General features: G+C 57.0%; 27 protein-coding genes and 1 tRNA gene. 18 read left to right on the top strand and 10 right to left on the bottom strand.

The annotated features are described in order from the left end of the window. Window positions 1-109: 109 nt before the first annotated feature. Window positions 110-1,495: a transposase gene (locus RAL88_RS08390; protein ID WP_306265319.1), complete on the bottom strand. Its 1,386-nt coding sequence runs from the start codon at window positions 1,493-1,495 to the stop codon at window positions 110-112. An 82-nt stretch (window positions 1,496-1,577) separates the two neighbouring features. Here RAL88_RS08390 and RAL88_RS08385 point away from each other — a divergent pair, with 82 nt between their 5' ends. Further along, window positions 1,578-1,877, top strand: a complete 300-nt coding sequence (locus tag RAL88_RS08385) for a hypothetical protein (protein ID WP_306265320.1) — start codon at window positions 1,578-1,580, stop codon at window positions 1,875-1,877. 123 nt (window positions 1,878-2,000) lie between these two features. On the opposite strand, the gene RAL88_RS08380 is transcribed toward RAL88_RS08385, so the two are convergent. From RAL88_RS08380 to RAL88_RS08370, 3 genes are all read right to left on the bottom strand, one after another. Then, complete coding sequence (locus RAL88_RS08380; protein WP_306268675.1) at window positions 2,001-3,503, bottom strand: tripartite tricarboxylate transporter permease; 1,503 nt, start codon at window positions 3,501-3,503, stop codon at window positions 2,001-2,003. 18 nt (window positions 3,504-3,521) lie between these two features. Continuing rightward, the gene (locus tag RAL88_RS08375; protein WP_306268673.1) at window positions 3,522-4,040 is read right to left on the bottom strand and encodes a tripartite tricarboxylate transporter TctB family protein; all 519 of its coding nucleotides are present in this window, start codon (window positions 4,038-4,040) and stop codon (window positions 3,522-3,524) included. Window positions 4,041-4,117: 77 nt separating this feature from the next. Further along, on the bottom strand, window positions 4,118-5,158 hold the full coding sequence (locus tag RAL88_RS08370) for a tripartite tricarboxylate transporter substrate binding protein (RefSeq protein ID WP_306268671.1): 1,041 nt from the start codon (window positions 5,156-5,158) through the stop codon (window positions 4,118-4,120). Window positions 5,159-5,384: 226 nt separating this feature from the next. On the opposite strand from RAL88_RS08370, the gene RAL88_RS08365 reads away from it, so the two are divergent. Both RAL88_RS08365 and RAL88_RS08360 read left to right on the top strand, forming a co-directional pair. Continuing rightward, window positions 5,385-6,485 carry a D-isomer specific 2-hydroxyacid dehydrogenase family protein gene (locus tag RAL88_RS08365; protein WP_306268669.1) on the top strand — a complete coding sequence of 367 codons (1,101 nt, stop codon included), beginning with the start codon at window positions 5,385-5,387 and terminating at the stop codon, window positions 6,483-6,485. Then, a complete protein-coding gene (locus RAL88_RS08360; RefSeq protein ID WP_306268667.1) occupies window positions 6,482-7,612 on the top strand; it encodes a mandelate racemase/muconate lactonizing enzyme family protein in 1,131 nt (376 codons plus the stop codon). The genes RAL88_RS08365 and RAL88_RS08360 overlap by 4 nt, the downstream gene beginning before the upstream one ends. Here the strand turns inward: RAL88_RS08360 and RAL88_RS08355 are convergent. The 3 genes from RAL88_RS08355 to RAL88_RS08345 all read right to left on the bottom strand — a co-directional run bounded on the left by RAL88_RS08355 (window position 7,596) and on the right by RAL88_RS08345 (window position 9,331). Further along, a complete protein-coding gene (locus tag RAL88_RS08355; protein ID WP_306268665.1) occupies window positions 7,596-8,516 on the bottom strand; it encodes a LysR family transcriptional regulator in 921 nt (306 codons plus the stop codon). The two genes, RAL88_RS08360 and RAL88_RS08355, sit on opposite strands and share 17 nt — an antisense overlap. Before the next feature lie 349 nt (window positions 8,517-8,865). After that, window positions 8,866-8,942: transfer RNA gene (locus RAL88_RS08350), tRNA-Met, on the bottom strand. 125 nt (window positions 8,943-9,067) lie between these two features. Continuing rightward, the gene (locus tag RAL88_RS08345) at window positions 9,068-9,331 is read right to left on the bottom strand and encodes a hypothetical protein (protein ID WP_306268663.1); all 264 of its coding nucleotides are present in this window, start codon (window positions 9,329-9,331) and stop codon (window positions 9,068-9,070) included. A 131-nt stretch (window positions 9,332-9,462) separates the two neighbouring features. Between RAL88_RS08345 and RAL88_RS08340 the strand changes: the two genes are divergently transcribed. The 3 genes from RAL88_RS08340 (at window position 9,463) to RAL88_RS08330 (ending at window position 12,835) form a co-directional block, all read left to right on the top strand. Further along, on the top strand, window positions 9,463-10,551 hold the full coding sequence (locus RAL88_RS08340; protein WP_306269618.1) for a TRAP transporter substrate-binding protein: 1,089 nt from the start codon (window positions 9,463-9,465) through the stop codon (window positions 10,549-10,551). Between the two features lie 119 nt (window positions 10,552-10,670). Continuing rightward, a complete protein-coding gene (locus RAL88_RS08335) occupies window positions 10,671-11,243 on the top strand; it encodes a TRAP transporter small permease subunit (RefSeq protein WP_306268661.1) in 573 nt (190 codons plus the stop codon). Beyond that, window positions 11,243-12,835: a TRAP transporter large permease subunit gene (locus RAL88_RS08330; RefSeq protein WP_306268659.1), complete on the top strand. Its 1,593-nt coding sequence runs from the start codon at window positions 11,243-11,245 to the stop codon at window positions 12,833-12,835. Before RAL88_RS08335 ends, RAL88_RS08330 begins: the two co-directional genes overlap by 1 nt. A gap of 119 nt (window positions 12,836-12,954) precedes the next feature. Here RAL88_RS08330 and RAL88_RS08325 read toward each other — a convergent pair whose 3' ends face one another. The 3 genes from RAL88_RS08325 to RAL88_RS08315 are packed head-to-tail and all read right to left on the bottom strand — an operon-like array spanning window position 12,955 to window position 14,187. Further along, window positions 12,955-13,344, bottom strand: a complete 390-nt coding sequence (locus tag RAL88_RS08325; RefSeq protein ID WP_306268657.1) for a DUF488 domain-containing protein — start codon at window positions 13,342-13,344, stop codon at window positions 12,955-12,957. After that, window positions 13,341-13,691 (bottom strand): carboxymuconolactone decarboxylase family protein, encoded by a 351-nt coding sequence (locus RAL88_RS08320; RefSeq protein ID WP_306268656.1) that lies wholly within the window; start codon window positions 13,689-13,691, stop codon window positions 13,341-13,343. The genes RAL88_RS08325 and RAL88_RS08320 overlap by 4 nt, the downstream gene beginning before the upstream one ends. A gap of 16 nt (window positions 13,692-13,707) precedes the next feature. Then, entirely contained in the window at window positions 13,708-14,187 is a 480-nt protein-coding gene (locus RAL88_RS08315) for a hemerythrin domain-containing protein (RefSeq protein ID WP_306268654.1), read from the bottom strand. Between the two features lie 231 nt (window positions 14,188-14,418). Between RAL88_RS08315 and RAL88_RS08310 the strand changes: the two genes are divergently transcribed. From RAL88_RS08310 to hemH, 12 genes are all read left to right on the top strand, one after another. After that, window positions 14,419-14,889 carry an Rrf2 family transcriptional regulator gene (locus RAL88_RS08310; protein WP_306268652.1) on the top strand — a complete coding sequence of 157 codons (471 nt, stop codon included), beginning with the start codon at window positions 14,419-14,421 and terminating at the stop codon, window positions 14,887-14,889. Beyond that, window positions 14,886-16,511, top strand: a complete 1,626-nt coding sequence (gene ccoN, locus RAL88_RS08305; protein ID WP_306268650.1) for a cytochrome-c oxidase, cbb3-type subunit I — start codon at window positions 14,886-14,888, stop codon at window positions 16,509-16,511. The genes RAL88_RS08310 and ccoN overlap by 4 nt, the downstream gene beginning before the upstream one ends. A gap of 4 nt (window positions 16,512-16,515) precedes the next feature. Then, a complete protein-coding gene (gene ccoO, locus RAL88_RS08300) occupies window positions 16,516-17,250 on the top strand; it encodes a cytochrome-c oxidase, cbb3-type subunit II (protein WP_306268648.1) in 735 nt (244 codons plus the stop codon). After that, window positions 17,247-17,411, top strand: coding sequence for a CcoQ/FixQ family Cbb3-type cytochrome c oxidase assembly chaperone (locus RAL88_RS08295; protein ID WP_306268646.1), 165 nt, complete (start codon window positions 17,247-17,249; stop codon window positions 17,409-17,411). The genes ccoO and RAL88_RS08295 overlap by 4 nt, the downstream gene beginning before the upstream one ends. Then, a complete protein-coding gene (ccoP, locus tag RAL88_RS08290) occupies window positions 17,402-18,268 on the top strand; it encodes a cytochrome-c oxidase, cbb3-type subunit III (RefSeq protein ID WP_306268644.1) in 867 nt (288 codons plus the stop codon). Before RAL88_RS08295 ends, ccoP begins: the two co-directional genes overlap by 10 nt. Beyond that, window positions 18,265-18,429, top strand: a complete 165-nt coding sequence (locus RAL88_RS08285) for a hypothetical protein (protein WP_306268642.1) — start codon at window positions 18,265-18,267, stop codon at window positions 18,427-18,429. Before ccoP ends, RAL88_RS08285 begins: the two co-directional genes overlap by 4 nt. A gap of 11 nt (window positions 18,430-18,440) precedes the next feature. Then, window positions 18,441-19,280, top strand: coding sequence for a DUF2189 domain-containing protein (locus RAL88_RS08280; protein WP_306268640.1), 840 nt, complete (start codon window positions 18,441-18,443; stop codon window positions 19,278-19,280). After that, on the top strand, window positions 19,277-19,456 hold the full coding sequence (gene ccoS / locus RAL88_RS08275) for a cbb3-type cytochrome oxidase assembly protein CcoS (protein ID WP_306268638.1): 180 nt from the start codon (window positions 19,277-19,279) through the stop codon (window positions 19,454-19,456). The genes RAL88_RS08280 and ccoS overlap by 4 nt, the downstream gene beginning before the upstream one ends. Next, on the top strand, window positions 19,449-19,682 hold the full coding sequence (locus RAL88_RS08270; RefSeq protein ID WP_306268635.1) for a hexameric tyrosine-coordinated heme protein: 234 nt from the start codon (window positions 19,449-19,451) through the stop codon (window positions 19,680-19,682). Before ccoS ends, RAL88_RS08270 begins: the two co-directional genes overlap by 8 nt. Then, window positions 19,679-19,975, top strand: a complete 297-nt coding sequence (locus RAL88_RS08265) for a DUF6522 family protein (protein ID WP_306268633.1) — start codon at window positions 19,679-19,681, stop codon at window positions 19,973-19,975. Before RAL88_RS08270 ends, RAL88_RS08265 begins: the two co-directional genes overlap by 4 nt. Window positions 19,976-20,032: 57 nt before the next feature. Then, complete coding sequence (locus RAL88_RS08260; RefSeq protein ID WP_306268631.1) at window positions 20,033-20,866, top strand: zinc metallopeptidase; 834 nt, start codon at window positions 20,033-20,035, stop codon at window positions 20,864-20,866. Window positions 20,867-21,062: 196 nt separating this feature from the next. Next, entirely contained in the window at window positions 21,063-22,091 is a 1,029-nt protein-coding gene (hemH, locus tag RAL88_RS08255) for a ferrochelatase (RefSeq protein ID WP_306269616.1), read from the top strand. The last annotated feature ends 108 nt before the right edge of the window (window positions 22,092-22,199 follow it).

Below are 22,199 nucleotides of genomic sequence, written 5' to 3'. Positions count from 1 at the left end.
CCGATTGCAGCGGTTCCACCTGACTGCAATCCAAAACCTGGAGAACCGTCCCTAGTTCGGGACTCCCCACCGGGATACATTTTACAATGTCTTAGCTCGACTTTGTACATTATGCGGCGAAGCAGAGAGCCTCTGCCATACGCACGAGACGGTCGGGAGGGATTTTGTGTCTTTCCCGGTGCGGCGGGGAGTGTTGATAAATGTCTCCGACCCATAAGGCGAGCCTTACGGCGCCGATGGCATCGGTGAAGGTGAGATGGGTCTTACGATACCAGGCTGCGGCATAAGGAATGCTCGACTTGGACAACAGATCGCACGCCCACAAAGAGATAAGGCTGTAGAGACCAAGCAGCGCCGGCGTGGTGCGGGCGATAGCTTTGTCGGACCATTGCCGTTGGGTTTCGACGCCAAGATGGGCGCGGGTTTCGGCGAAGGTGACCTCGACCTGCCAGCGGCGGACGAACAGGGCGATGATGTCGGCAGGATCGAGCGTTGTATCGGTGCTGAAGAAAGCTTGCGGAGCGCGCCGGCCGTCAGGATCCCTGACGAGGACCCAGCGAATTGGCTTGGGCGGCGTACCAGGTCGGTACCACAATGCGGTGCTCGAGGTAATTTCGAGTGCCTTATGGTGCTTGCGCCCATACCAGGAGGACGCGGTGATCCTTTTCCAGGGCGTGGTCGGGTTTGAAAGCAGCGTTTTCAGCTTGGGCAAGGGTGGCCCCTTCTGCGCCGGGCGTCCGAGGGTGTGGCCGTCACGTTTTGGAGGGGCCGCGTAGAGATTGGCGTCGAGCCGCAGTCGGCTGATGAGGGTTGCTCGGCCGCCGATGGCGTACGCCAGTTCATGGACAGCGAAGCCGCTATCGCCCACGAAGACGATGTCGCGCTCTGGCATCCAGCGACAGAGCTGGAGCGCCCCTTGGCGGGCCCAGTCGGTCAGCAGCTTGTGCCTGCGTCCGCGCTGGTGGTCGGAGCGCTCCGAGGGGGCCAACAGGGTGAGCACCGGGAGGGCCTTCACAACACCTGCCCAAGGGACCGGCGTCAGCACCATGAAGCTCAACCAGCGCAGCCCGCTGGCTTTGACGAAGTGGCCATGGCTGGAGCGGACAGGATCGCGATAGATGCCGCGCGCAGTGATTTTGCGCCCCCATCGGCGCTCGATTGTATCGTCCATCCCGATGACCACGGGACCCTCCGGCACGAGGCGGTCGATGATCATGGCCAGCAGGCGCCGAGACATATCGCGAGACTCCCAGCGGGCGCGGTTAAGGAGCTGATGGTAGCTCGAAAAGTTTTTCGCCTCGGCGCGCCCGGTCATCCGCAGGCAGGCGCTGACGGTGCGCTTGCCCGGGGCCAGCACGGCCCCCATGACCAGGACGAGCATGTGCTCCCAACTGGGCGCCGTGAAGCACGGGCGCAGCGCCTGCAGCCAATCGCGCAGGATCTGGGGAACGGGATCGCCCGGAGACGGCGGCAAGAAGGGGGCATGATGTTTCATCCCATGTTTCGAATCCCTTGTCGCTGACCATGCAAGCAGGCAAACCTGCGGCAAAGTGAATCACGTGCCCTGAGGTGTTCCTATGTATGATCGGCACATGCAGCATGACGAAATCGCCGTTCGCATCGAAGCCTTCGACGACGCCAATGGTGGTGGCGTCGGTTTTTACAAAGACAAGGGTGCCTACCATCTCTACCTGCTGGAGACGGAGGCGCCGATTGCCCGGCTGAAGCCGACCGGCAACGGCAACGAAGTCCGGCTCGGATACTGGTCACACCGGCGCAAATGGGAGGATGTCGATGACATCGGCGGCGTCGTCATACCCCTCGACGAGGCGCTCGAGTTCATAGCGAACGAGGGCATCTTCTGGCTCTGGACCTGACCACAAAAACGTACAAAGTCGAGCTTAGGTGCAATCTGTTATCTATGTCTCCGGGTCGGACAGGCCACATCCAACTGATGCCGGAAGTGGAGGATGTCGATATTCTTCAGAATCGCGGTGATGCTAAGCGTTCTTGCGAAAGGTGCGGCGCAGCGGAGTCATCAGCAATTTTCGTAATCTGGCATTTCCCAAAACAATGAAGGCAACAAGAAAAATCAGCAATATCGTTGCAATCGGGCGGTCAAAGATTGCCGTTAAATCTCCGCCGCTGATGACCAGAGCATTTCGCAAATATTCATCCAGTGCCCGTCCCAGGACCACGCCCAGAACCAGGGGTGCAAGTGAGAAATTGAGTGCCCGCATTACAAGGCCAAGCACACCGAATCCGACCATCATCCAGAGATCGTTGAATTGTAACTTTGAAGCATAGGCGCCGATGGCCGCCAGGGCGATGACCACAGCCATGATGTTTTCTCGTGGTACGCGCAGGATATTGATCATGGCGCGCGCCAGTGCCAGCCCGACCACGCATAACAGGACCGAACCGATCAGGAGACCGGATACAATGTATTCAAACAGCTCACGATTATCGAGAAGGAATGTCGGCCCCGGTTTTAATCCGTGCAGGAACAGGGCTGCCATGAAGATCGCAGCACCCGCGCTGCCGGGAAGGCCAAGTGCAATCACCGGGATAATTGATCCGGGAACGACGGCATTGTTTCCGGTTTCGGCTGCGAGCACGCCTTCCATCGACCCTTTGCCGAACATTTCAGGTGTTTTCGAAGTGCGGCGGGCAGCGGAATAGGATGCCCATGCCCCCATGTCCGCACCGACCCCGGGCAGGATGCCGATGATCGTGCCAATAATACTCGATTGCAGGGACAAACGCAGCTTGCCGCGCAAGTCACTGAGTGAAGGTAAAACACTGCGCAATTCTTTGGTTACAAGAACCTGGTTGGATTTGCGCGGTCCCATGGAAATGACAACCTGGCTAATCCCGAATAATCCGACGATTGCGGCAATCAGCCCGATGCCTCCTGCCAGATAGGATGAGCCAAAAGTAAATCGTGGAATGGTGTGCAGGTCGTCGAATCCGACCATGGCGATCAGAAGGCCAAGCAAGCCCGAGATCCATCCTTTTACCGGATCATCAGAAGACAGCGTGCCGGCTACAACAATGCCGAACAGGACGAGGAACAGCAGTTCCCAGGATGCAAATTGCAGCGAGAATTTTACCAGCCAGGGCGTCAGCAGGGCCATGAATACCGCGCCCATGAATGAGCCAAAGGCCGAGGACACAGTGACAAGGCCAATAGCGCGTCCTGCCTTGCCTTGCTGGGCGAGCGGATATCCATCAAGAGCGGTGGCCGCGGAGGCAGGTGCGCCGGGGATGTTCAACAGGATCGCGGACATCGAGCCACCATAGACCCCGCCAAGGAAGATCATGATCATGGCAATAACCGACATGTCGGTGGGCAAAGTATAGACAAACCCCAAAAGCAGCGCCATTGCCATCGGTGCAGTCAGTCCGGGAAGGGCGCCCATGAGAATTCCGAACGCCATCGCAAAAACAGCAACAACCATGATGACGGGATCAGTGAGAATGTTGAGGGCTTGCGATAACATGACTGGACCTGGTTCTGGCTACGGAAGGGGTATGTAAAACACTTCGCCAAAGACGTAGTAGAGCGCGCCTGATATTGCAGCGCTATAGACGCCGCACCAGAGAATTACGTACATTACAGATCGCTCTCTGCTGGCGAAAACAAACTGGAAGGCGAACATCATGAAGAAGGTGGAAACCAGATATGGCAGCACATAAAGCGAGGCGATATAAAAGACGATAATCGCAAAGGCGATCATCATTCGCTTTTGGGTTTCGCCAATAGCGCCAACGCCCAGGGTCAATGGTGCGCTCCAGTTTCTGGCGATCAGGACCAGTGACAGGAGGATCAGGAAAATTGACAAAAGTGCGGGCGTGAGACCTGGTGCCGCCAGAAACTTATCAAGTCCTTCGCCGACCAATGGCATCAGATACGATGCGATCAGCGTAGCCGTCGACGCGACCAAAACAACAACCCCTGCGACCTTGTCGCGGCTTCGCGCATGGTCTGAAACGGCTGATTTGGTCTCTGAGACAGGCTGTTTGCTACGAGAAGGCATAAGCTTCCTTCGCGGTGAGGAAAACAATCTTCCGGCACCCGCGCACTATGGCGCGGAGTGCCGGAGTAGTAACCGGCCTAAATTTTATCGATGCCGAGCTCTTCACGTGAGACTTTGGCAAGTCCCGTTACGTCTTCGAGAAGATATCCGGCGAATGCCGCGCGTTTGCGCATCATTTCGTTGGAATCTGTGTGTCCCTTCATACCAAAATAGAAATAAGCATTGTCTTTGTAGACCTGCTGCATTTCGGGGCCATCAACCAATTCGCCAAATGCTTCGTCAATTTTTGCCTTGATTTCGTTCGGTGTGTCCTTGCGCAACGCAATGCCGTTTGCGTTTGTCCAGGGCAGTGTATCGCGCATTACTTCATCTTTGGGAAAGGCGTTGCGCAGAGAGGGTACGATCACGCCGAGCGTTTCCCAGTCTTGCGGGACCGTCGCGGCGAGTATGCGGATGTCACCAGAGGGCACAAAGTTGGCTGATGGCGTCATCCCGACGACAGCAAAATCTGTCTCGCCTGCCAGAAGGGCGCGCACTGTCGGACCGCCACCTTTGAAGTTTGCGGCACGGAAATCCAGCTTGTGGATTGTCTTCATGTAATCGGCAAGGGAAGACCAGCCAGTGCCTGAAGGTGTTGTTGCACAGGTTATCTGACCAGGATTTTCCATAATGGCCTGAACGAGATCCGCCATTGTCTGGTAGGGCGAATCTGCCCTAACCATGAAACCAGCAGGTGTGCCTGCTGCCATCCAGAAATCGAAATCCTTATAGGTATAGGTATAACGTCCCATAAGACCGAAGGAGTCGATCTGGTCGCCGGTGCCAAGCCAGGCATTACCATCAGCCGGCTGGTTGTGAACCCAGTCTGTCGCCTGAACCCCGCCAGCGCCGGACATGTCCTGAAGACTGATGCGCGGGGCGCCCAGGGCTTTTTCCAGCAGAGCACATAACGGTCGAACGCCGCGGTCTGTTCCGCCACCCGCAGGTGCTGTCATCGCTACTGTGATTGGACGGCTCGGCCACTTGGCCTGGGCTTGCAATATCGTGGGCGCGGCGATGCCGGCTGACAGCGCAAGGCCCCCTCCAATAAATTGACGGCGGTTGACTTTGAGTTTCATGATTGGTCTCCCTTATGGTTTCCCTCAAAACGTCAATTTTCGGGCATGACGCTTTATGCCTCCAGTTTCCCAAAAGGCACCTAGCCTCATTGCTAAGCCAGTATCTTCAGCAGAAAAACATGATAGTTCCTGTTTGGCATAGGAAATTTCTATATATGCGCCTGGCAAGGAATTAATTGGATATAGGCAATCTCTATGTGAACAGGCAATTTTCAATTACATTTCTATGTCCCCTGCAAATAGGCTGTCGTTTATACCGCGCCATTTTTGGTCTCCTTGGTCAAAAAGGCATCATACATTTGCAGGAGGATTTAAGGTGAGCCAAACAACCAGCATCGGTGTAACGAGCGAATTCAATGATGGTGGTGGTCAGGTCTGGGACAAAGCTGTTTTCGATCAGATTGCTGCCATTCCAAATGTTGAAATCACAGCACTTCCCTCGGGCCCCTCTGGTGCGACATCAGATGACCTTGCGGCCCACGATATTCTCGTGGTGCGCAAAACGGGCGTTCCAAAGTCGGCGTTTTCAAATCCTCAGAGCATTCGCACCCGGCTCATCGCTCGTTTTGGTGTGGGCTATGACCATATCGATGTAGACTCTTGTACGAGACTTGGCATCTCACTCACGACCACACCTGAAGGCGTCAGGCGTCCGGTGGCCTCCAGCGTCGTGACCCTGGTGCTGGCGTTAAGCCACAGACTCCGCGAGAAGGACCTGTTAACCCGGTCTGGAGAGTGGCAGGCAGGCCGGAACCTGCTGGGTGTCGGCCTGGAAAACCGCGTCTTCGCGTCTATTGGATTTGGCAACATTGCCCGAGAGGCATTTCGCCTGTTGCGCCCCTTTGGCATGCGCTATATGGCCAATGATCCTTTCGCCAGCAAACAACATGCCCTTGAGCTGGGCGTCGAGTTGGCAGACTTCGAAACCACCGTCCAAAAGGCCGATTTTTTAGCTGTAAATTGCCCGCTCACACTGAAAACGCGACATATCATAAACTCTGATACTTTTGCGCTTATGAAACCCACAGCATTTCTCATCAACACAGCACGGGGGCCGTTGGTAAATCAGGATGCCCTGGTCGATGCCCTTGCTCTGGGTCGTATTGCCGGGGCGGGACTGGATGTTTTTGAAACAGAGCCTGCCAGCGCAGACAATCCTTTGTTTCAATTTGATAATCTGATTTCAGCACCGCATTCCCTGTGCTGGACCGACGAATGTGCGCGGCTGACATCCGAAGGCGTTTTTCAGTCGATTTCTGAATTTTTGTCTGACAGACCTTTGAGCTATCTGGTCAATCGTGATGTGATGCGCCACGTAAAAGCATGAGCAGAACTATTGATATTGACGCGATCGAGTTGATCTCGCTCCGCGTGTCACCCAGGTCTGAATGGCTGTTTCTCAAAGTCACTTCGAGTGATGGGCTCCATGGCGTGGGCGAAGCCACTATGGAAGGTCACGAGCTGGCTGTGAAGGCGGCTATCAAATCACTGGCCGAGCGCATTTGCGGGCACCCTGAACCAGACGATGACGACGTTGCGCAACTCCTCGTCAAAGCGGCGGGTGACAGTCATGCGTTTACTGCCGTGTCAGCTTTCGAACAGGCCCTTTGGGATATCAGAGGCAAGCGCCGTGATCTGTCTGTCGCGGCTCTGTTTGGCGGAGCCCTTCAGGATTGCCGTCTCTATGCAAACATCAATCGCGGGATTTATGAACGCACGCCCGAGGGTTTTGCCCGGACGGCACAAGACGCAATCGCGGCAGGTTTTACTGCCGTAAAAATTGCCCCTTTTGACGATCTGGACTGGACCTGTGGCCCGGCACAAGATGGGCGATCCTATTACGACGCGGGTCTTGCACGTATCGCGGCCTGCAGGGCGGCACTTGGTGAAAAAATCGCTCTGTCAATTGACTGCCATTGGCGCTTTGATCCTGAAACAGCATGTCAGCTAGTTGCCGATGTGCGTGACTATGGATTGTTCTGGATTGAATGTCCCATTGCAGAAACCCGTGACGCGATTTCGGACATCCGGAAAATTCGTCAGAAATGTAATGCGCAAGGCGTGTTGCTTGCAGGGCTGGAATCGTTGAATGGGCGAAACGCCTTCGCTGATTTTCTGGTTGCCGAGGCCGTTGATGTCATCATGCCGGACGTCAAATATGCCGGTGGACTTTCCGAGTGTCAGAAAATTGCTCGACTGGCGGATGAGTATGGCGTGTTCTGTTGCCTCCATAATCCGACTGGGCCGGTTTGCCATGCCGCAAGTCTTCAGCTCGCATCAACGCTGCCAAACTGTCCCTTACTGGAATATCAATTCAACGAGACGCCACTTTTCCACGATATTGTCGGCGCGCCATTTCCACCGCTGGTTGATGGATGCGCCGCACTTCCGCCAGGGCCTGGACTTGGAATCGAACTTAATCGCGATCTGGAAGCAATCAGCTCGGCAGATTGATGCTGCGTGCCGCTTTTCTCAAGTCCCGCATTAACTGCCGAAACGGATCTGTCAGGACCAATGTCTGACGAAAATAAATACCTGTCCGCATCTCATGGTTCAGAAAATCCGTCGGCAAAATTTTCAGGGACGGGAATTTGTATTTTTGCACGAACGGATTCGACAGTACTGTCAGGAAATTTCCGGATGAGACCATTTCCAGCGCAGCATGAGGCGAGCGCGTGCGCATCGCAATATCTATGTTGGCTTTGGAATTTCCTGCCATCTGCGCAAGAGGGCTGTTTGGCATGTCGACATCGGGTTCATAGGCGATAAATAATTGGCCGGCGATGTCTTCAATGGAGACTTTTTGCTTCGACGCCAACGGGTGTGCGTTACCACACACCAGAACAGATTTAATGGTGCCGAGTTCGGTACATTCGATACCTGCCAAACTTTCTTCATGATCGAGGATCTGGCCGATAATCGCATCGATTTCACCGGCTTCCATCTGCGGAAATGCCTCAGACGTGTTTCCGATATTGAAATGGATATCAAGCTCAGGAAAGCTGTGTTTCAAATTGGCCATAATTTCAGGCATAAAACAGTAGCCCCAGGATACGCCGGCCCGGATATGAAATCTTCCAATCTGGCCTTCTTTCAAATCACTAATTTCGCGAACGGCCATCCCTCCTTCTGAAAGGATAGCTTTGGCGCGCGGATAAAGAAGTTCCCCTGCCGGTGTCAGGACAACGCCACGTGTGGAGCGATGAAATAAGCGAATCTCGAAGCCCTCTTCGATCTTGGCGACCGAATGGGTCAAAGAGGGCTGTGAAATATTCAACGTTTTGGCTGCTCTCTGGATCGAACCAGACTCGGCAACCGCAACAAATCGCTCAACCGAGCGCAAAAACTCGTTCTTCATACGGCGTTCTAGCATACAGAACGATGAGTTAAAGGTTTTTTCTATATGCTTTGCTCAACGGACCATCCAACCACCACCCACCAAAAGGCTTGTGCCATGCCCATAGCCGGATGCTGAAGAAGCTGAAAAACGGCAAGACCTTTGACATCATCAGGTTCGCCCCGTCGACCCGCTTGTATGCGTTCAAGGATGATCGAAAGCGGCCGGGATGGGCTCGCAGCGCTTCGGTATTGTCTGTGGCGATGTACCCGGGCGCAATGGAAGGTCAAATGGATTGCGGACACAGGACGGATATGAAATCCCAGGCCATTTGGCCTTCATCCTAACTCAATGATTTTATGAATTTTTTTGGTTGCGGGGGTAGGATTTGAACCTACGACCTTCAGGTTATGAGCCTGACGAGCTACCGGGCTGCTCCACCCCGCGCCAAAAATGTGCCGGTCTGTCCGCCGACAGGCAGCATGTAACACTCCTCCTGCCGGAATGAAAGATGCATATGACATTTTTTTGCGACGAATTTCCGGGCGTGTCACAATACGCTGGCAGTGCTGTCAGATGAGCTTCAGTTTGCCTGCAATCCGGGTCGGACGGGCGGTGTTGCTGTCGCCTGATTTTTCGCGGATGCTGAGGCGGTGGCTTTCCATCGTGCGCACGCTGATCGACAGGTTTTTGGCGACTGCCTTTTTGGCATGCCCCTGGTAATGCTCTGCAACATCAGGCGTTCGCGGGCCGAGCGGACATAAGCGCAGACCGGGCGCGAACCGGCCGCCAGAATTTGTCCCATTAATGTCGAAACAAGTAGTCATACGTGACATTTACGAGGTTTACGCAATAGACCCATTCATGCGAATTGCATAGACAAGGCCTCACCAGATTCGTATTGGTGCAGGCGAGAAACTACCTGAAATTGTGTATGGGAGGATAACTGCACATGACTACATCAAAACTGGATCGTCGATCTTTTATCAAATCCGCTGGCCTGGTGACAGCCGGGGGCGCTGTCGCGACAGCGTTGTCAACGCCCGCGATTTCCCAGGACATGCGCGAGTTGAAAATGGTCACGACCTGGCCAAAAAACTTTCCCGGTCTTGGCACAGGTGCGCAGCGGGTTGCCGATCGCATCACCGCCGCTTCGGGTGGGCGCATCACGATCAAGCTATATGCTGCCGGGGAACTGGTGCCGCCGTTTGAAAGCTTTGACGCCGTGTCCAGTGGAACCGCTGACATGTATCATGCTGCGGAATATTACTGGCAGGGCAAACACAAGGCCTTCAATTATTTCACTGCGGTGCCGATGGGTCTGACAGCCAATGAGCTGGACGCCTGGGTGAATTTCGGCGGTGGCCAGGAATTATGGGATGAACTGGCGTCAGAATTCGGCCTGAAATCCCTGATGGCCGGCAATACCGGTGTTCAGATGGGGGGCTGGTTCCGCAAGGAAATCAATTCGCTGGAAGACATGAAGGGCCTGAAAATGCGCATGCCGGGCCTTGGCGGAGAAGTGCTGCGCCGCATTGGCGCCACGGCTGTGGCCCTGCCGGGCGGCGAGATTTTCCCGTCCCTGCAATCCGGTGCGATTGACGCAACGGAATGGGTCGGCCCGTGGAATGATCTGGCCTTCGGCTTTTACAAGGTGGCCAAATTCTACTACTGGCCCGGTTTCCATGAGCCAGGCTCAGGTCTTGCCGTCGGCATGAATAAACGCATCTGGGAGTCCTTTAACGCAGCCGATCAGGCGCTGATTGCAGCTTGCTGTGCCCAGGAAAACAACACCATGTATTCCGAGTACAATGCCAAAAACGGTGCAGCTTTGGCTGAATTGACCGGTAAGCATGGCGTTCAGTTGCGTGAATTCCCGGAAGAGGTTTTTGCCGGGTTTGCCAAATACTCGGAAGAAGTGCTCGACGAAACCGCAGATACTGATATTGGCCGCCGAGTGCTGGATAGCTTCCGCAAAGCGCGGACCGAAATCGGCTCATGGGGCTCGATTGCCGAGCAGGCCTACGTTACGGCGCGGATGAAATCTCTTGGCTAGTGCCGGATGAGATGACCATAGATGACCTTCCGCGGCTGTGCTGCGGAAGGTCTTTTTGTCCGTGGATGCACGGCATACAGTGAAGTTTGAAACATCTGTTTCGCCAGGGGGGAACTGCCATGCGTGCGCTCGCAGATCTGATTGACCGGATCAACAAATCGGTTGGCAGAACCGTGATGTGGTTTGCGCTTCTGATCGTCCTGATCCAGTTTGTGGTGGTGGTGATGCGCTATGTCTTCGGCATCGGCTCGATCTTTGCCCAGGAAAGCATCACCTATCTGCACGGCTTCCTGTTCATGCTTGCGGCCGCCTTCACACTCCTGGTGGATGGCCATGTGCGCGTCGATATTTTTTATCGCGAAGCGCGTCCGCGCAAAAAAGCCATGATCAATCTGTTTGGGGCCCTGCTTCTGCTGATCCCGGTCTGTCTGGTGATTTTGTGGACATCCTTTCCCTATGTGGTGGCGTCATGGGCGGTGCTGGAAGGCTCGCCGGAAACCAGCGGTATCCAGGCGCGCTACCTTCAGAAAACCGCCATACTGGGTTTTGCAGTGATGATGGCGCTGCAAGGCGTTTCCATCGCCATACGGTCGCTTCTGGCGATGGGCGGAGACGAGTTGGAGCTGGATAAATTGCGGCTGAGCAAAGCCTTGCCGGAACCGCGGGAACGGTCCAGCGAGGAGCGGATCTGATGGAAGTATCGATTGCCCAATCGCTGGATCTCCTCATGTTCGGCGTGGTCTGCATTGTTCTGCTGATGGGCTTCCCTGTGGCTTTCACACTGGCCGGAACGGGTCTTGTGTTTGCCCTGATCGGATTTGTGCTGGGTGTTTTCGACCCGACTTTCCTGCTCGCCGTGCCGTCCCGCCTGTTCGGCATCATGACCAATGAAGTTCTGATTGCCGTGCCACTGTTCGTATTTATGGGTGTCATGCTGGAGCGCTCCAAGGTTGCTGAAGAACTGCTGGATACCATGGGTAAGCTGTTCGGCACCTTGCGCGGCGGGCTTGGCCTTTCGGTGTCCATTGTCGGTGCCCTGCTGGCCGCATCCACCGGCATCGTTGGAGCCACCGTTGTGACAATGGGACTGCTGTCGCTGCCGACCATGCTGGAACGGGGTTATTCCAAGCGCCTGGCCTGCGGAACGATCGCCGCGTCAGGGACACTCGGGCAGATTATTCCGCCCTCCATTGTTCTGGTTATCCTGGGCGACCAGCTGTCCAATGCCTATCAGAAAGCCCAACTGGACATGGGTATTTTCTCGCCCGACACCGTGTCGGTCGGTGATCTGTTTGCCGGAGCATTAATCCCCGGACTGATGCTGGTCGGGATGTATATGCTGTATCAGATTGCAATGGCGATCCTGAAACCGGAAAGCTCTCCGGCAATGCCTCCGGAAGCCGGTGAACACGTCACTATCGACAAGATATTTCACGCATTGGTGCCACCGATTGTGCTCATCATTGCAGTGCTCGGATCGATTTTGGGAGGTATTGCAACGCCCACGGAAGCCGCCGCAGTGGGGGCCGTCGGCTCGATCTTCCTGGCCGGGCTTCGTGTTGGAAAGGGAAATCCCTGGCCGATCTATCTGGCCGCGCTGGCGCTGGTGGCGGTGCTGTTTCTAACTGCCAATGTGGATTTGCGGGTCGCCCGTAACGAAATTTCGGATTTCGATCAAATGGCGATCTATGGAGCGATCGGCTGTGTGCTGATCCTGACCTTCGGTGTTCTGGTTGCGCTGTTGCGGGTGTTCCGCGCCGGGGTGCTGACCGAAGTGGTATCGGGAACCACCCATGTGACAACCATGGTGTTCGTAATTCTGATCGGGGCGTCGATATTCTCCCTGATCTTTCGCGGTCTGGGCGGTGAAGAACTGGTTCATGAATTGTTGCGTGATATTCCCGGCGGCACGATTGGCGCCATTCTGGCGGTTATGCTGCTGATGTTCGTTCTGGGGTTCTTTCTGGATTTTCTGGAAATCGTGTTTGTCGTAGTGCCTCTCGTGGCTCCGATCCTGCTGCAACTGCAAATGCCGAATGGTGATCCGGTGAGCCCGGTCTGGCTGGGTATCATGATGGCGGTTAATCTGCAGACTTCATTCCTGACGCCGCCTTTCGGCTTTGCGCTGTTCTATCTGCGCGGTGTGGCGCCGCCCAGCGTCAAGACATCGGATATTTATCTCGGTGCGGTGCCGTTTGTCCTGATCCAGATGTTTGCGCTGGTGGTCCTGTGGTATCTGCCAAGTCTGGCGACATGGCTGCCGCTGGTGGTTTACGGTCCCTAGATCGTCCATGTTTCAATCAAATCATGGAACGAACCAGAGTATCCGTTTTGATCATACCCGCCAGCAGGGTCGGCGGATCGCAGGCGGGAAGATCGCAGAGCGGGGTATGCAACCGATGATCAGCGGGTCGTGCAGTGTCGATCCTTCTGCCCTTGTCCGATCAGATAATCACGTAACACGATGGCATTGTTATGCTCGATGTCGTGCGCTGCGAAGAGCAACGTCATCGGTCCTTTCGCGCACCACTCCAGACAACGTGCAACTGCCTGCGGGTTCATGTCCAACTCGACGATATAGCGCTTGCGGAAAGCATGCCATTTCGCCGGTTCGTGATTGAACCAGCGGCGCAATTCTTCGCTGGGTGCCGCATCCCTGATCCACTCATCAAGTCGGAGCGTTGCCTTCGACACACCACGCGGCCACAGACGATCTACCAGCAGCCGTGCGCCGGCAGCGCTCTCCGCATCATGGACCCGGCAGACGTCGATAGATGGCGCGGTTGCACTCATTCTGCCGTCATGCCCGTTTCATCGTCGCCGATCAGTTCCAGTGCCTTGATCGAATGGGCAAAAGCTGCTCCCGCACGCATCTCGGCAGCGATCCAGATCGCCTCCATGATCTGGGCGCCGGTCGCGCCCTCGCGCTGAGCCGCCTTGACATGGCTCTCGATGCACCAGGGGCATTGCGTGACATGGGCGAGCGCCACCGCAATCAACTGCTTGGTGTGCCGGTCAAGCGCACCTTCGGCAAAGACTGCCTTGCCAAAGGCGCGGAAGGCGTCGTCCGGCCCCGGAGCCAGGGCGTGGCGCTTTTCGGTATGGGCACGGGTGGCTTTCGGCATGGAGATATCAGGCATTGTTCTACTCCAGATGTCATTGCGCTGCGGGTTCAAAGCGGGGAAACAGCACATCGTTCTCAAGCCGGATATGAGCGTCGAGATCGGCCAGAAACGTTGCCAGACCCCCATAAAGTGCAGTCCATGAACGACAGGCACCTTGCGGCAGGGTCAGGTCCCGTGTCAGGGCACGGATACGGGTGACTTCGGAATCGTGGTCGTCATGATCGGCGCGCATGACGGCAATCGGATTTTCGATACCCGGCCCGCCGCCATTGCGGATCGCGGGAAAGAGGATAAGTTCCTCCTTCATCATATGCACTTCCAGTGTCCCGATCAGTTCCTGCAGCAGATCGCCCAGGCCAAGCGGCGCGTCCGGGTGGTCGGCGTGCACCCGCTCGACCTTGTGAGCCAATGCGACGATCTCGGGGAGCTGAGTGCGATGGATCTGATGATAACGCGTTACGATGAAATGGGTCAGTTCCGTTGAGTCTTCGGGGGGCAGGTCAGGTTGCATGACGGTTCTCCGGATCAAAGCTGCGGTGACAGCTCGCTAACGCCATAATGGTTGCGAGCATCCTGAAAGCTGGTGTAGATTGGGCAGGCGACACGTTCGGCGGGCGTGGGAACCTGGGTGTTTCAATGTCCTGTGGCGCGGCCATGTGTTCAAAAGCTCCTAATTGGTATTTACAATACCTATTAAAGCAGCTTAATAGGATTTGTAAATACCAATTCGAAGCGAGACTCGATGCGCCTCACATCATTTACTGATTTCGGCCTGCGCGCGCTGATGCGCATGGCCTCGGCCCCGGATCGGGCCTTTTCGACCGCCGAACTGGCAGAGGAATTCGCATTGTCACGCAATCATCTGACCAAAATCATGGCCGCGCTGGCGCAAGCAGGCATCGCAACCACACGGCGCGGAGCCGGTGGCGGCGCGATGCTGGCGCGATCGCCTGACGAAATCCGGCTGGGCGACGTTGTGCGAATACTGGAAACGGGGCAGCCTCTGGTCGAATGTTTCGCGGCTTCGGGCGGCGATTGTAGCATCACCGGATGCTGCCGGCTCAAGACGCGTCTGCAGGCAGCTGAAATAGCCTTTCTCGCCGATCTTGATCGCTCGACACTGGCGGATGTTGCCTTGCCGGTGTCCGCAGTGCCAGCAGGGAAAAATTATTCCTGGGACATTCAATCACCTTCCGCACGGAGCATCGGATGATCGCCCAACTCACCAGGACCGAACGCCGATGGGCGGTGGCGCTATCGATGGCACTGGCCCTCGTCGGTCTGGCGATGGCAGCCGCTGCCCGACAAGGCCCGATGGCCGTGCACGGCTTCATGGCAATGGGCCTGGGCATCGTGCTGGTGTTTGCCGTGGGCAGCCGGTATTTCGAGCCCGAACCTGCGCCCGAGCGGCTCTCTCGTTATTTCGACGACCCGATCAGGGCAGGAATTCTGATTGCAATGGTCTGGGGCGTTGTCGCCATGGCGGTGGGACTGTGGGTCGCGGCGCTGATGGTGTGGCCGGAAGCGACCTTCGGCCAGGCCTGGTCGAGCTATGGCCGCATCCGCCCGGTGCATACAACGGGCGTGATTTTTGCCTTTGGCGGCAATGCTCTGATTGCCACATCATTCCATGTCATGCAGCGCACCTCCCGCGCGCGACTTCCCGATCAACTCAGCCCCTGGTTCGTGTTGATCGGATACAATCTGTTCTGCCTGTGGGCGGTGACCGGCTATCTCATGGGGATCACCCAGTCCAAGGAGTATGCAGAAGCCGAGTGGTATGCCGACATTCTGCTGGTGATCGTCTGGGTTGTCTATTTCCTGCTTTACCTGCGCACCCTGGCGCGCCGCGCCGAGCCGCATATCTATGTCGCCAACTGGTACTATCTCGCCTTCATTCTGGTTGTGGCGATGCTGCATATCGTCAACAGCCTTGCCCTGCCGGTGAGTTTCGGTGACGCGAAGAGTTATTCGCTCTATTCCGGCGTGCAGGATGCCATGGTGCAGTGGTGGTATGGCCACAACGCCGTTGCCTTCTTCATGACTTCCGGCTTCCTGGGTATGCTCTACTACTATCTGCCCATACGGGCGCAGCGACCGATCTATTCATACCGGCTATCGATTCTTAGTTTCTGGGGCATCACATTCTTCTACATGTGGGTGGGCTCGCACCATCTGCATTACACCGCTCTGCCAAACTGGGTGCAGACGCTGGGCATGACGTTTTCGGTGATGCTGCTGGTGCCCAGCTGGGCTTCAGCCGGCAATGCGCTAATGACACTGAACGGTGCCTGGCACAGGGTGCGCGACGACGCGACATTGCGCTTCATGTTTGTGGCTGCAGTGTTCTACGGGCTTTCCACTTTCGAGGGATCGTTCATGGCGATCCGCCCGGTCAATGCGCTGTCGCATTACACTGACTGGACCGTGGGCCACGTCCATTCCGGCGCGCTCGGCTGGCTGGCAATGATTACCTTTGGTGCCTTTTATTCGGTGGTGCCCGCGCTTTGGGGGCGGCAGCGAATGCACTCGTCCCGGCTGGTTGAATGGCACTTCTGGCTGGCGCTGGCGGGGTTGCTGACTTACGTCTTTTCGCTTTGGAACGCGGGTCTCACGCAGGGCCTCATGTGGCGGACTTACAATGAGACGGGCACACTCAACTATTCCTTCATCGAGTCGATGGAGGCGATGCGCCCCTACTATATTGCGCGGTTCATAGGTGGCGCGCTGTTTCTGGCAGGCATTGTGACCGGGGCCGTCAATATCTGGCTGACGGTGCGCAGGCCGAGCGGGGCTGCCGCCGACCGCCCGCTTGCCCCCCAGTTGGCGGAGTAGTCCGATGCCAATCTTCAAGCTCCACTACAACCTCGAAAAGCACCCCATCGGGCTGGTGCTTGCAATCATCCTCGCGGCAAGCGTGGGTGGCGTGATCGAGATCGCGCCACTCTTCACAATCGATGAGACAGTGGAAACCACAGATGACATGCGCCTCTACACGCCCCTGGAACTCGCCGGGCGCAACATCTACATCCGTGAAGGCTGCTATGCATGTCACAGCCAGATGATACGCACGCTGCGCGACGAAGTGGAACGCTACGGCCCCTATTCACTGGCGGCAGAATCGCAATACGACCATCCGATGCTGTGGGGCTCAAAACGCACCGGGCCGGATCTGGCACGCATCGGTGGCAAGTATTCCGACGACTGGCATGTGGCGCATTTGATCAATCCGCGTGCGGTGGTGTCCTCCTCGATCATGGCAGCCTATCCGTGGCTGGCTGAATCCCAGCTTGCTGTCGACGATCTGGATGCCCACCTTACCGCGTTGCGGCGGCTTGGTGTGCCCTACACAGACGAGATGATTGCCAATGCCGGCAGCGATGCTCTGGGCCAGGCCACCCCGGATTCCGACAGGACCGAGGGGATAGTCGCACGTTATGGCGAGGCAACCAGTATCCGCAACTTCGACGCCGACAGGCGGCTGACCGAGATGGACGCGCTGGTTGCCTATCTTCAGGTGCTTGGTCAACTGACGCAGGCTCCCTACCAAACCGAAGGCAGGGCAGAGCCATGAGCCACGAGACTTTCGTCCTGATCGCCAAGACGGTGGGACTGGCCTATCTGATGGTGTTTTTTCTGATCGTGCTGGTCCAGACCTACCGGCCCTCACGCAAAAAAGCGGCTGACCATGCGGCGCGCTCTATCCTGACCGGGGAGGACCGGCCATGGCAGTGAGGGAACGCGATCCCATTTCCGGTCAGCTCACCACCGGCCATGACTGGAACGGCATTAAAGAGTTGAACAATCCGGTTCCACGCATCGTGATCGGCTTTATCGTGGTGACCCATCTGTACGCGCTGATCGCGTGGGTGCTGCTGCCAACATGGCCGCTGGGACAGACCTATACCAAGGGGCTTCTCGGGATTGACCAACGCAGCGAAGTTGCCGCTGATATTGCCCGCGCCGAAGCGGACCGGTCCGGATGGATGTCTGCGATGGCGACGGAGAGCTTCGAAACAATCCGCGCAGATCCGGTGTTGATGGCACGGGCCAAGGCGACGGCGGCGCCACTCTTTGGGCAGAATTGTCAGGCCTGCCACGGCATAAAGGGCACGGGCGGCCCCGGTTTCCCGCGATTGGCCGATGACATCTGGATTTGGGGCGGCTCGGCACAGGAGATTGCGGAATCCATCCGCGTTGGGATCAACAGCAATCATCCCGACACCCGCTTTGCCCAGATGCCGGCTTTCGGCCGTGATGAGATGTTGACCCGTCCGCAGATCGCGACACTGACCGACTATGTGCTGACCCTTTCGGATGGCGTTCAACCTGGCGATATGTCCGAAGGTGCGGTGCTGTTTCAGGACAATTGCGCTGCCTGCCATGGCGAAGACGCGCGCGGGGTCGAGGGCACCGGCGCTCCGAACCTGACCGATACTGATTGGCTATATGGTGACGATGCCGACGCGATCCGCAAGACGCTCATTCACGGGCGGCAGGGTATGATGCCGTCCTGGGCAGACCGTCTGAGCGAGGCACAAATCCGGATGCTGGCGCTGTACCTGGAAGATCTTTCGGGGGAATCGCCATGAAGATGGTTCGGTGCACGAAACTGTCGATCGGACTGGCCGTCGCTGCGGGCATTGCGCTGGTCGTCGCTGCGAACTGGCAGTTCCTCGACCTGGCTTTTTCGTCGAATCCGGGCTGTGTATCTGAAGAACCGTCGCGGTCCGCCGCAAAACCCGGTTGCTGAGGGGGAAAATCATGCTTGAACCGCTTCCCGCCGTTGAATCCCCGCTCCGCCCGGCCAGTTCCTTTGCGCGCCATCTGCCCGCCAATGCGGCGCTTGGATGGCTCGCCGCCGGGTGGCGCGACATTCGTCGCGATCCGGTATCGAGTGTTGTCTATGGACTGACAGTTCTCGTCATCTCGGTGCTGGTCATTTTGGCAATGGTGGCTGCCGGGTTGCCAGGGCTGATCTTTCCAGCGCTCTCGGGATTTCTGGTGGTGGGCCCTTTCTTTGCCATAGGACTTTATCAGAAAAGCCGGCGCCTTGCTGCCGGCGAGGCGGTGCGGCTATCGGACATGATTCTCGTGCGCCCTGCCTCTGGTGCGCAAGTCCTGTTCGCCGGACTGCTCCTGTGTCTTCTGGTCGTGCTCTGGCTGCGGGCGGCAGACCTGCTTTATGCGCTGTTTTTCGGGCTCCTGCCGTTTCCCGGCTTCGACCATATCCTTGCCCAACTGTTGACCACGCCGCGCGGCTGGGCGCTGATAGTAACAGGCTCGGCGGTCGGGGGGCTCTTCGCCGCCTTCGCGATGGCGATCAGCCTGTTCTCAATCCCGATGCTGCTGTCGCAACGCACCGACGCCCTGACGGCGCTCGGCACCAGCTTCGCGCTCACCACACAAAACCTGCGGGCGGTTCTACCCTGGGGGGCCATTGTTGTTGCAGGCTTCTCGCTGGCGGTTCTCACAGGTCTTCTTGGCCTGATCGTAATATTCCCGCTTCTGGGACATGGCACCTGGCATGCCTGGCAGGCGCTGCGCCCGGATGTGAAGGAAGCAGATCATTTGAAGGAAGCATATCCGGGGCGGACAAAATGAGCGGTGTGCTGTTTCTCATCCCTGTTTCAATCATCATGGGCCTGTTGGGACTTGCCGCGTTTTTATGGAGCCTGCGCCATCGCCAGTTCGAGGATCTGGACGGTGATGCCGGGCGTATCCTGACTGCGCCTGACCAACCAATAACTCTGACAGCAAAGGAAAAAACCGATGGATAACTGGCTCCCGAGCCTCATCACCGCAACTCCGACAGAGGGCTATGACCTTGCCGTCAAGCTGGCCCGTATCGCCGTGAAGAAGACCCAGCCCGATGCCGATATGCGCGACCGGCTGCGCAAGGATTACGAAGCCGATGCCAATGCACTGATTGCGGCCTCGCATGTTGTCGCTACGCATTTCGCTACGATCGCAGCCGCCAATGACCATTGGCGCGAGGCCAAATGAGCGCGATCAGTATCAGCGGTGCGGAGATCACGGTGGATGCTGTATTGGTGGCCGAGGGCTTTGATATGAGCGAAGAGAAACTGCGCACCCTGATGCGTGCAGGCACTATTACGTCGCGCTGCGAGACCGGCGAAGGCGAAGATGCCGGACGCACCCGACTGAACTTTCTTTACGGCAATCGGGTGCTGCGCCTGACGGTCGACGCAGAAGGAAACCTGATTGAACCCGCGCAGATTCACTATGCCGGCAGCGCCCTGCTGGACGCTCGGCGATCCAATCGGGGAGGCGAGTGAGTCCGGCGCTCACCCGCCGCACTGCGTTCCTGCTATCATTTCTCATGGTTTTGCATGATGACCGGCTCATCGCCGGCCCAGGCGCCGCCAGGTAGTCTGTTCCGGGCAGATGATACTTGCAAAAGTGCCGCCGCGCTGACATCAGCGGCGCTTTTTACTGCCTGTGCAATTGACAGAGCAGCAAAGCCGACCGACATCAGTGCCATGCCGATTTTTCTCATCATTGCCGTTGTGTTTCTTGTCGTGATCTTTGCCCCGTCATTCTGGGTGAAGCGGCAATTGAAAAAACATGCCCGGCCGCGACCGGATTTTCCCGGAACCGGCGGCGAACTTGCGCTGCATCTGATCAGCCGGGCCGGACTGACCGGTGTGGGGGTGGAGCCGATCGACGATGGCGCCGATCATTATGATCCGCAAAGCCGCACGGTGCATCTCAGCCGCTCGTTTTACCGGGGCAAGTCGGTTTCCGCCGTGGCTGTGGCAGCCCATGAAGTGGGGCATGCACTGCAGCATGCCCGCAACGAGAAACTGTTCCATCTTCGTATGGCGCTGGCCAGATCGATCCAGCCGATCAGTAAAATTGCCGGTGTACTGTTGCTGGTCGGGCCAATGCTCAGTCTGCTCCTGCGGGCACCGGGCATGAGCCTGATTTTCCTTCTGCTCGGAATTCTCGCTCTGGTGTTTCAATTGCTGGTGCATCTTGTGACCCTGCCGGTGGAGTTCGATGCGAGTTTCGGCAAAGCCCTTCCGATTCTGGCCGGAGGCGGTTATCTGCAACCTTCAGATCTGCCGGCAACCCGGTCGGTGCTGCGAGCCGCCTCGCTGACGTATGTGGCGCACTCGCTGGCCGGTGTCTTCAATCTGTGGACGCTTTTGCGGCTGTTGCGATAGAAATTCCGGTGCCGTCTTGGATTAATTATAAAAACGCTCTAGCTAATGCAGTGTTGCCGCATGCAGTTGCTGGCCAGCAACTGCATGCGGACTATGAATCTGTGCAGATAAATGGGTGAAAGTGTTGATGCCGAAACAGAGCGTGCAAAAATCCGATCCGACAGGTGCAAACGACGCTGACCAGCGCTTCGAAACGATGAAACAAATTCATCTGCCGGCTGATCATCCCCCGGTGAAGGCCGGCAGGATCGGTGTGCTGCTGGTCAATCTGGGCACGCCGGATGGCACCGACAGGAAACCGATGCGGCGCTATCTGAAGGAATTCCTCTCCGACAAGCGGGTGATCGAATGGCCGCGCGCGCTGTGGTACCCGATCCTTTATGGTATCGTGCTGAACACCCGCCCCAAAAAGAGCGGTGCTGCCTATGCGCAAATCTGGAACAATGAGCTGAATGAATCGCCGTTGCGCACCTATACCCGCAGCCAGGGCGACAAGCTGGCCGAGCTGCTGGCGGATCATGAAACCGTGGTCGTGGACTGGGCGATGCGCTACGGCAAACCACCCATCAAGGAACGGATCGAGGCCCTGCAGGCGGCGGGCTGCGAGCGGATTCTGGTGTTTCCGCTTTACCCGCAATATGCCGCCGCCACGACAGCCACGGTCAACGATAAAACCTTTGAAGCGCTGATGCAGATGCGCTGGCAGCCGGCGTTGCGCACGGTGCCGCCCTATCATGATGATCCGGCCTATATCGATGCGCTGGCGGCGAGTATCGAGGCCAGCCTTGGCAAGCTGGATTTTGAGCCTGAAAAAGTCATCGCCTCCTATCATGGCATTCCGCAAAGCTATTTCAGGAAAGGCGATCCCTATCACTGCCACTGTATGAAAACCTCCCGGCTGCTGGAGCAGCGGCTGGGTTGGGAAAAAGGCCGGTTCATGACCTGTTTTCAGTCCCGTTTCGGACCTGAGGAATGGCTTCAGCCTTATACCGACAAGACTGTGGAGCAACTGGCCAAGGACGGGGTCCGCAAGCTCGCGGTCTTCAATCCGGGATTTGTCTCCGACTGTCTGGAAACCCTTGAGGAAATTGCCGGGGAGGCGGGGGAGATTTTCAAACATCATGGCGGCGAACACTTTGCCCACATTCCATGCCTCAACGATACGCCTGAAGGCATGGCGGTGATCGAGACAATGGTGCGACGCGAGCTGTCAGGCTGGGTCTGAAGCGAGGCCTGAGGGACCACCTCGGGATGTGCGTTCCTGAGACGCCGGATCAGCGGTCAGGATTGCACATTGGCGGTTTTATGCCCATGTTATGGCTAAGGCTGCGAT

Source organism: Pararhizobium sp. IMCC3301 (genome assembly GCF_030758315.1).
Taxonomy (GTDB): domain Bacteria; phylum Pseudomonadota; class Alphaproteobacteria; order Rhizobiales.
Note: the sequence above shows the minus strand (reverse complement) of the source record. Positions and strands in the feature narration are given on the sequence as shown.

Coding starts and splice junctions, on each gene's coding strand:
- RAL88_RS08390 (WP_306265319.1), bottom strand. CDS start 1,495: ATGAAACATCATGCCCCCTTCTTGCCGCCGTCTCCGGGCGATCCCGTT.
- RAL88_RS08385 (WP_306265320.1), top strand. CDS start 1,578: ATGTATGATCGGCACATGCAGCATGACGAAATCGCCGTTCGCATCGAA.
- RAL88_RS08380 (WP_306268675.1), bottom strand. CDS start 3,503: ATGTTATCGCAAGCCCTCAACATTCTCACTGATCCCGTCATCATGGTT.
- RAL88_RS08375 (WP_306268673.1), bottom strand. CDS start 4,040: ATGCCTTCTCGTAGCAAACAGCCTGTCTCAGAGACCAAATCAGCCGTT.
- RAL88_RS08370 (WP_306268671.1), bottom strand. CDS start 5,158: ATGAAACTCAAAGTCAACCGCCGTCAATTTATTGGAGGGGGCCTTGCG.
- RAL88_RS08365 (WP_306268669.1), top strand. CDS start 5,385: ATGTCCCCTGCAAATAGGCTGTCGTTTATACCGCGCCATTTTTGGTCT.
- RAL88_RS08360 (WP_306268667.1), top strand. CDS start 6,482: ATGAGCAGAACTATTGATATTGACGCGATCGAGTTGATCTCGCTCCGC.
- RAL88_RS08355 (WP_306268665.1), bottom strand. CDS start 8,516: ATGAAGAACGAGTTTTTGCGCTCGGTTGAGCGATTTGTTGCGGTTGCC.
- RAL88_RS08345 (WP_306268663.1), bottom strand. CDS start 9,331: ATGTCACGTATGACTACTTGTTTCGACATTAATGGGACAAATTCTGGC.
- RAL88_RS08335 (WP_306268661.1), top strand. CDS start 10,671: ATGCGTGCGCTCGCAGATCTGATTGACCGGATCAACAAATCGGTTGGC.
- RAL88_RS08330 (WP_306268659.1), top strand. CDS start 11,243: ATGGAAGTATCGATTGCCCAATCGCTGGATCTCCTCATGTTCGGCGTG.
- RAL88_RS08325 (WP_306268657.1), bottom strand. CDS start 13,344: ATGAGTGCAACCGCGCCATCTATCGACGTCTGCCGGGTCCATGATGCG.
- RAL88_RS08320 (WP_306268656.1), bottom strand. CDS start 13,691: ATGCCTGATATCTCCATGCCGAAAGCCACCCGTGCCCATACCGAAAAG.
- RAL88_RS08315 (WP_306268654.1), bottom strand. CDS start 14,187: ATGCAACCTGACCTGCCCCCCGAAGACTCAACGGAACTGACCCATTTC.
- RAL88_RS08310 (WP_306268652.1), top strand. CDS start 14,419: ATGCGCCTCACATCATTTACTGATTTCGGCCTGCGCGCGCTGATGCGC.
- ccoN (WP_306268650.1), top strand. CDS start 14,886: ATGATCGCCCAACTCACCAGGACCGAACGCCGATGGGCGGTGGCGCTA.
- ccoO (WP_306268648.1), top strand. CDS start 16,516: ATGCCAATCTTCAAGCTCCACTACAACCTCGAAAAGCACCCCATCGGG.
- RAL88_RS08295 (WP_306268646.1), top strand. CDS start 17,247: ATGAGCCACGAGACTTTCGTCCTGATCGCCAAGACGGTGGGACTGGCC.
- ccoP (WP_306268644.1), top strand. CDS start 17,402: ATGGCAGTGAGGGAACGCGATCCCATTTCCGGTCAGCTCACCACCGGC.
- RAL88_RS08285 (WP_306268642.1), top strand. CDS start 18,265: ATGAAGATGGTTCGGTGCACGAAACTGTCGATCGGACTGGCCGTCGCT.
- RAL88_RS08280 (WP_306268640.1), top strand. CDS start 18,441: ATGCTTGAACCGCTTCCCGCCGTTGAATCCCCGCTCCGCCCGGCCAGT.
- ccoS (WP_306268638.1), top strand. CDS start 19,277: ATGAGCGGTGTGCTGTTTCTCATCCCTGTTTCAATCATCATGGGCCTG.
- RAL88_RS08270 (WP_306268635.1), top strand. CDS start 19,449: ATGGATAACTGGCTCCCGAGCCTCATCACCGCAACTCCGACAGAGGGC.
- RAL88_RS08265 (WP_306268633.1), top strand. CDS start 19,679: ATGAGCGCGATCAGTATCAGCGGTGCGGAGATCACGGTGGATGCTGTA.
- RAL88_RS08260 (WP_306268631.1), top strand. CDS start 20,033: ATGACCGGCTCATCGCCGGCCCAGGCGCCGCCAGGTAGTCTGTTCCGG.
- hemH (WP_306269616.1), top strand. CDS start 21,063: ATGAAACAAATTCATCTGCCGGCTGATCATCCCCCGGTGAAGGCCGGC.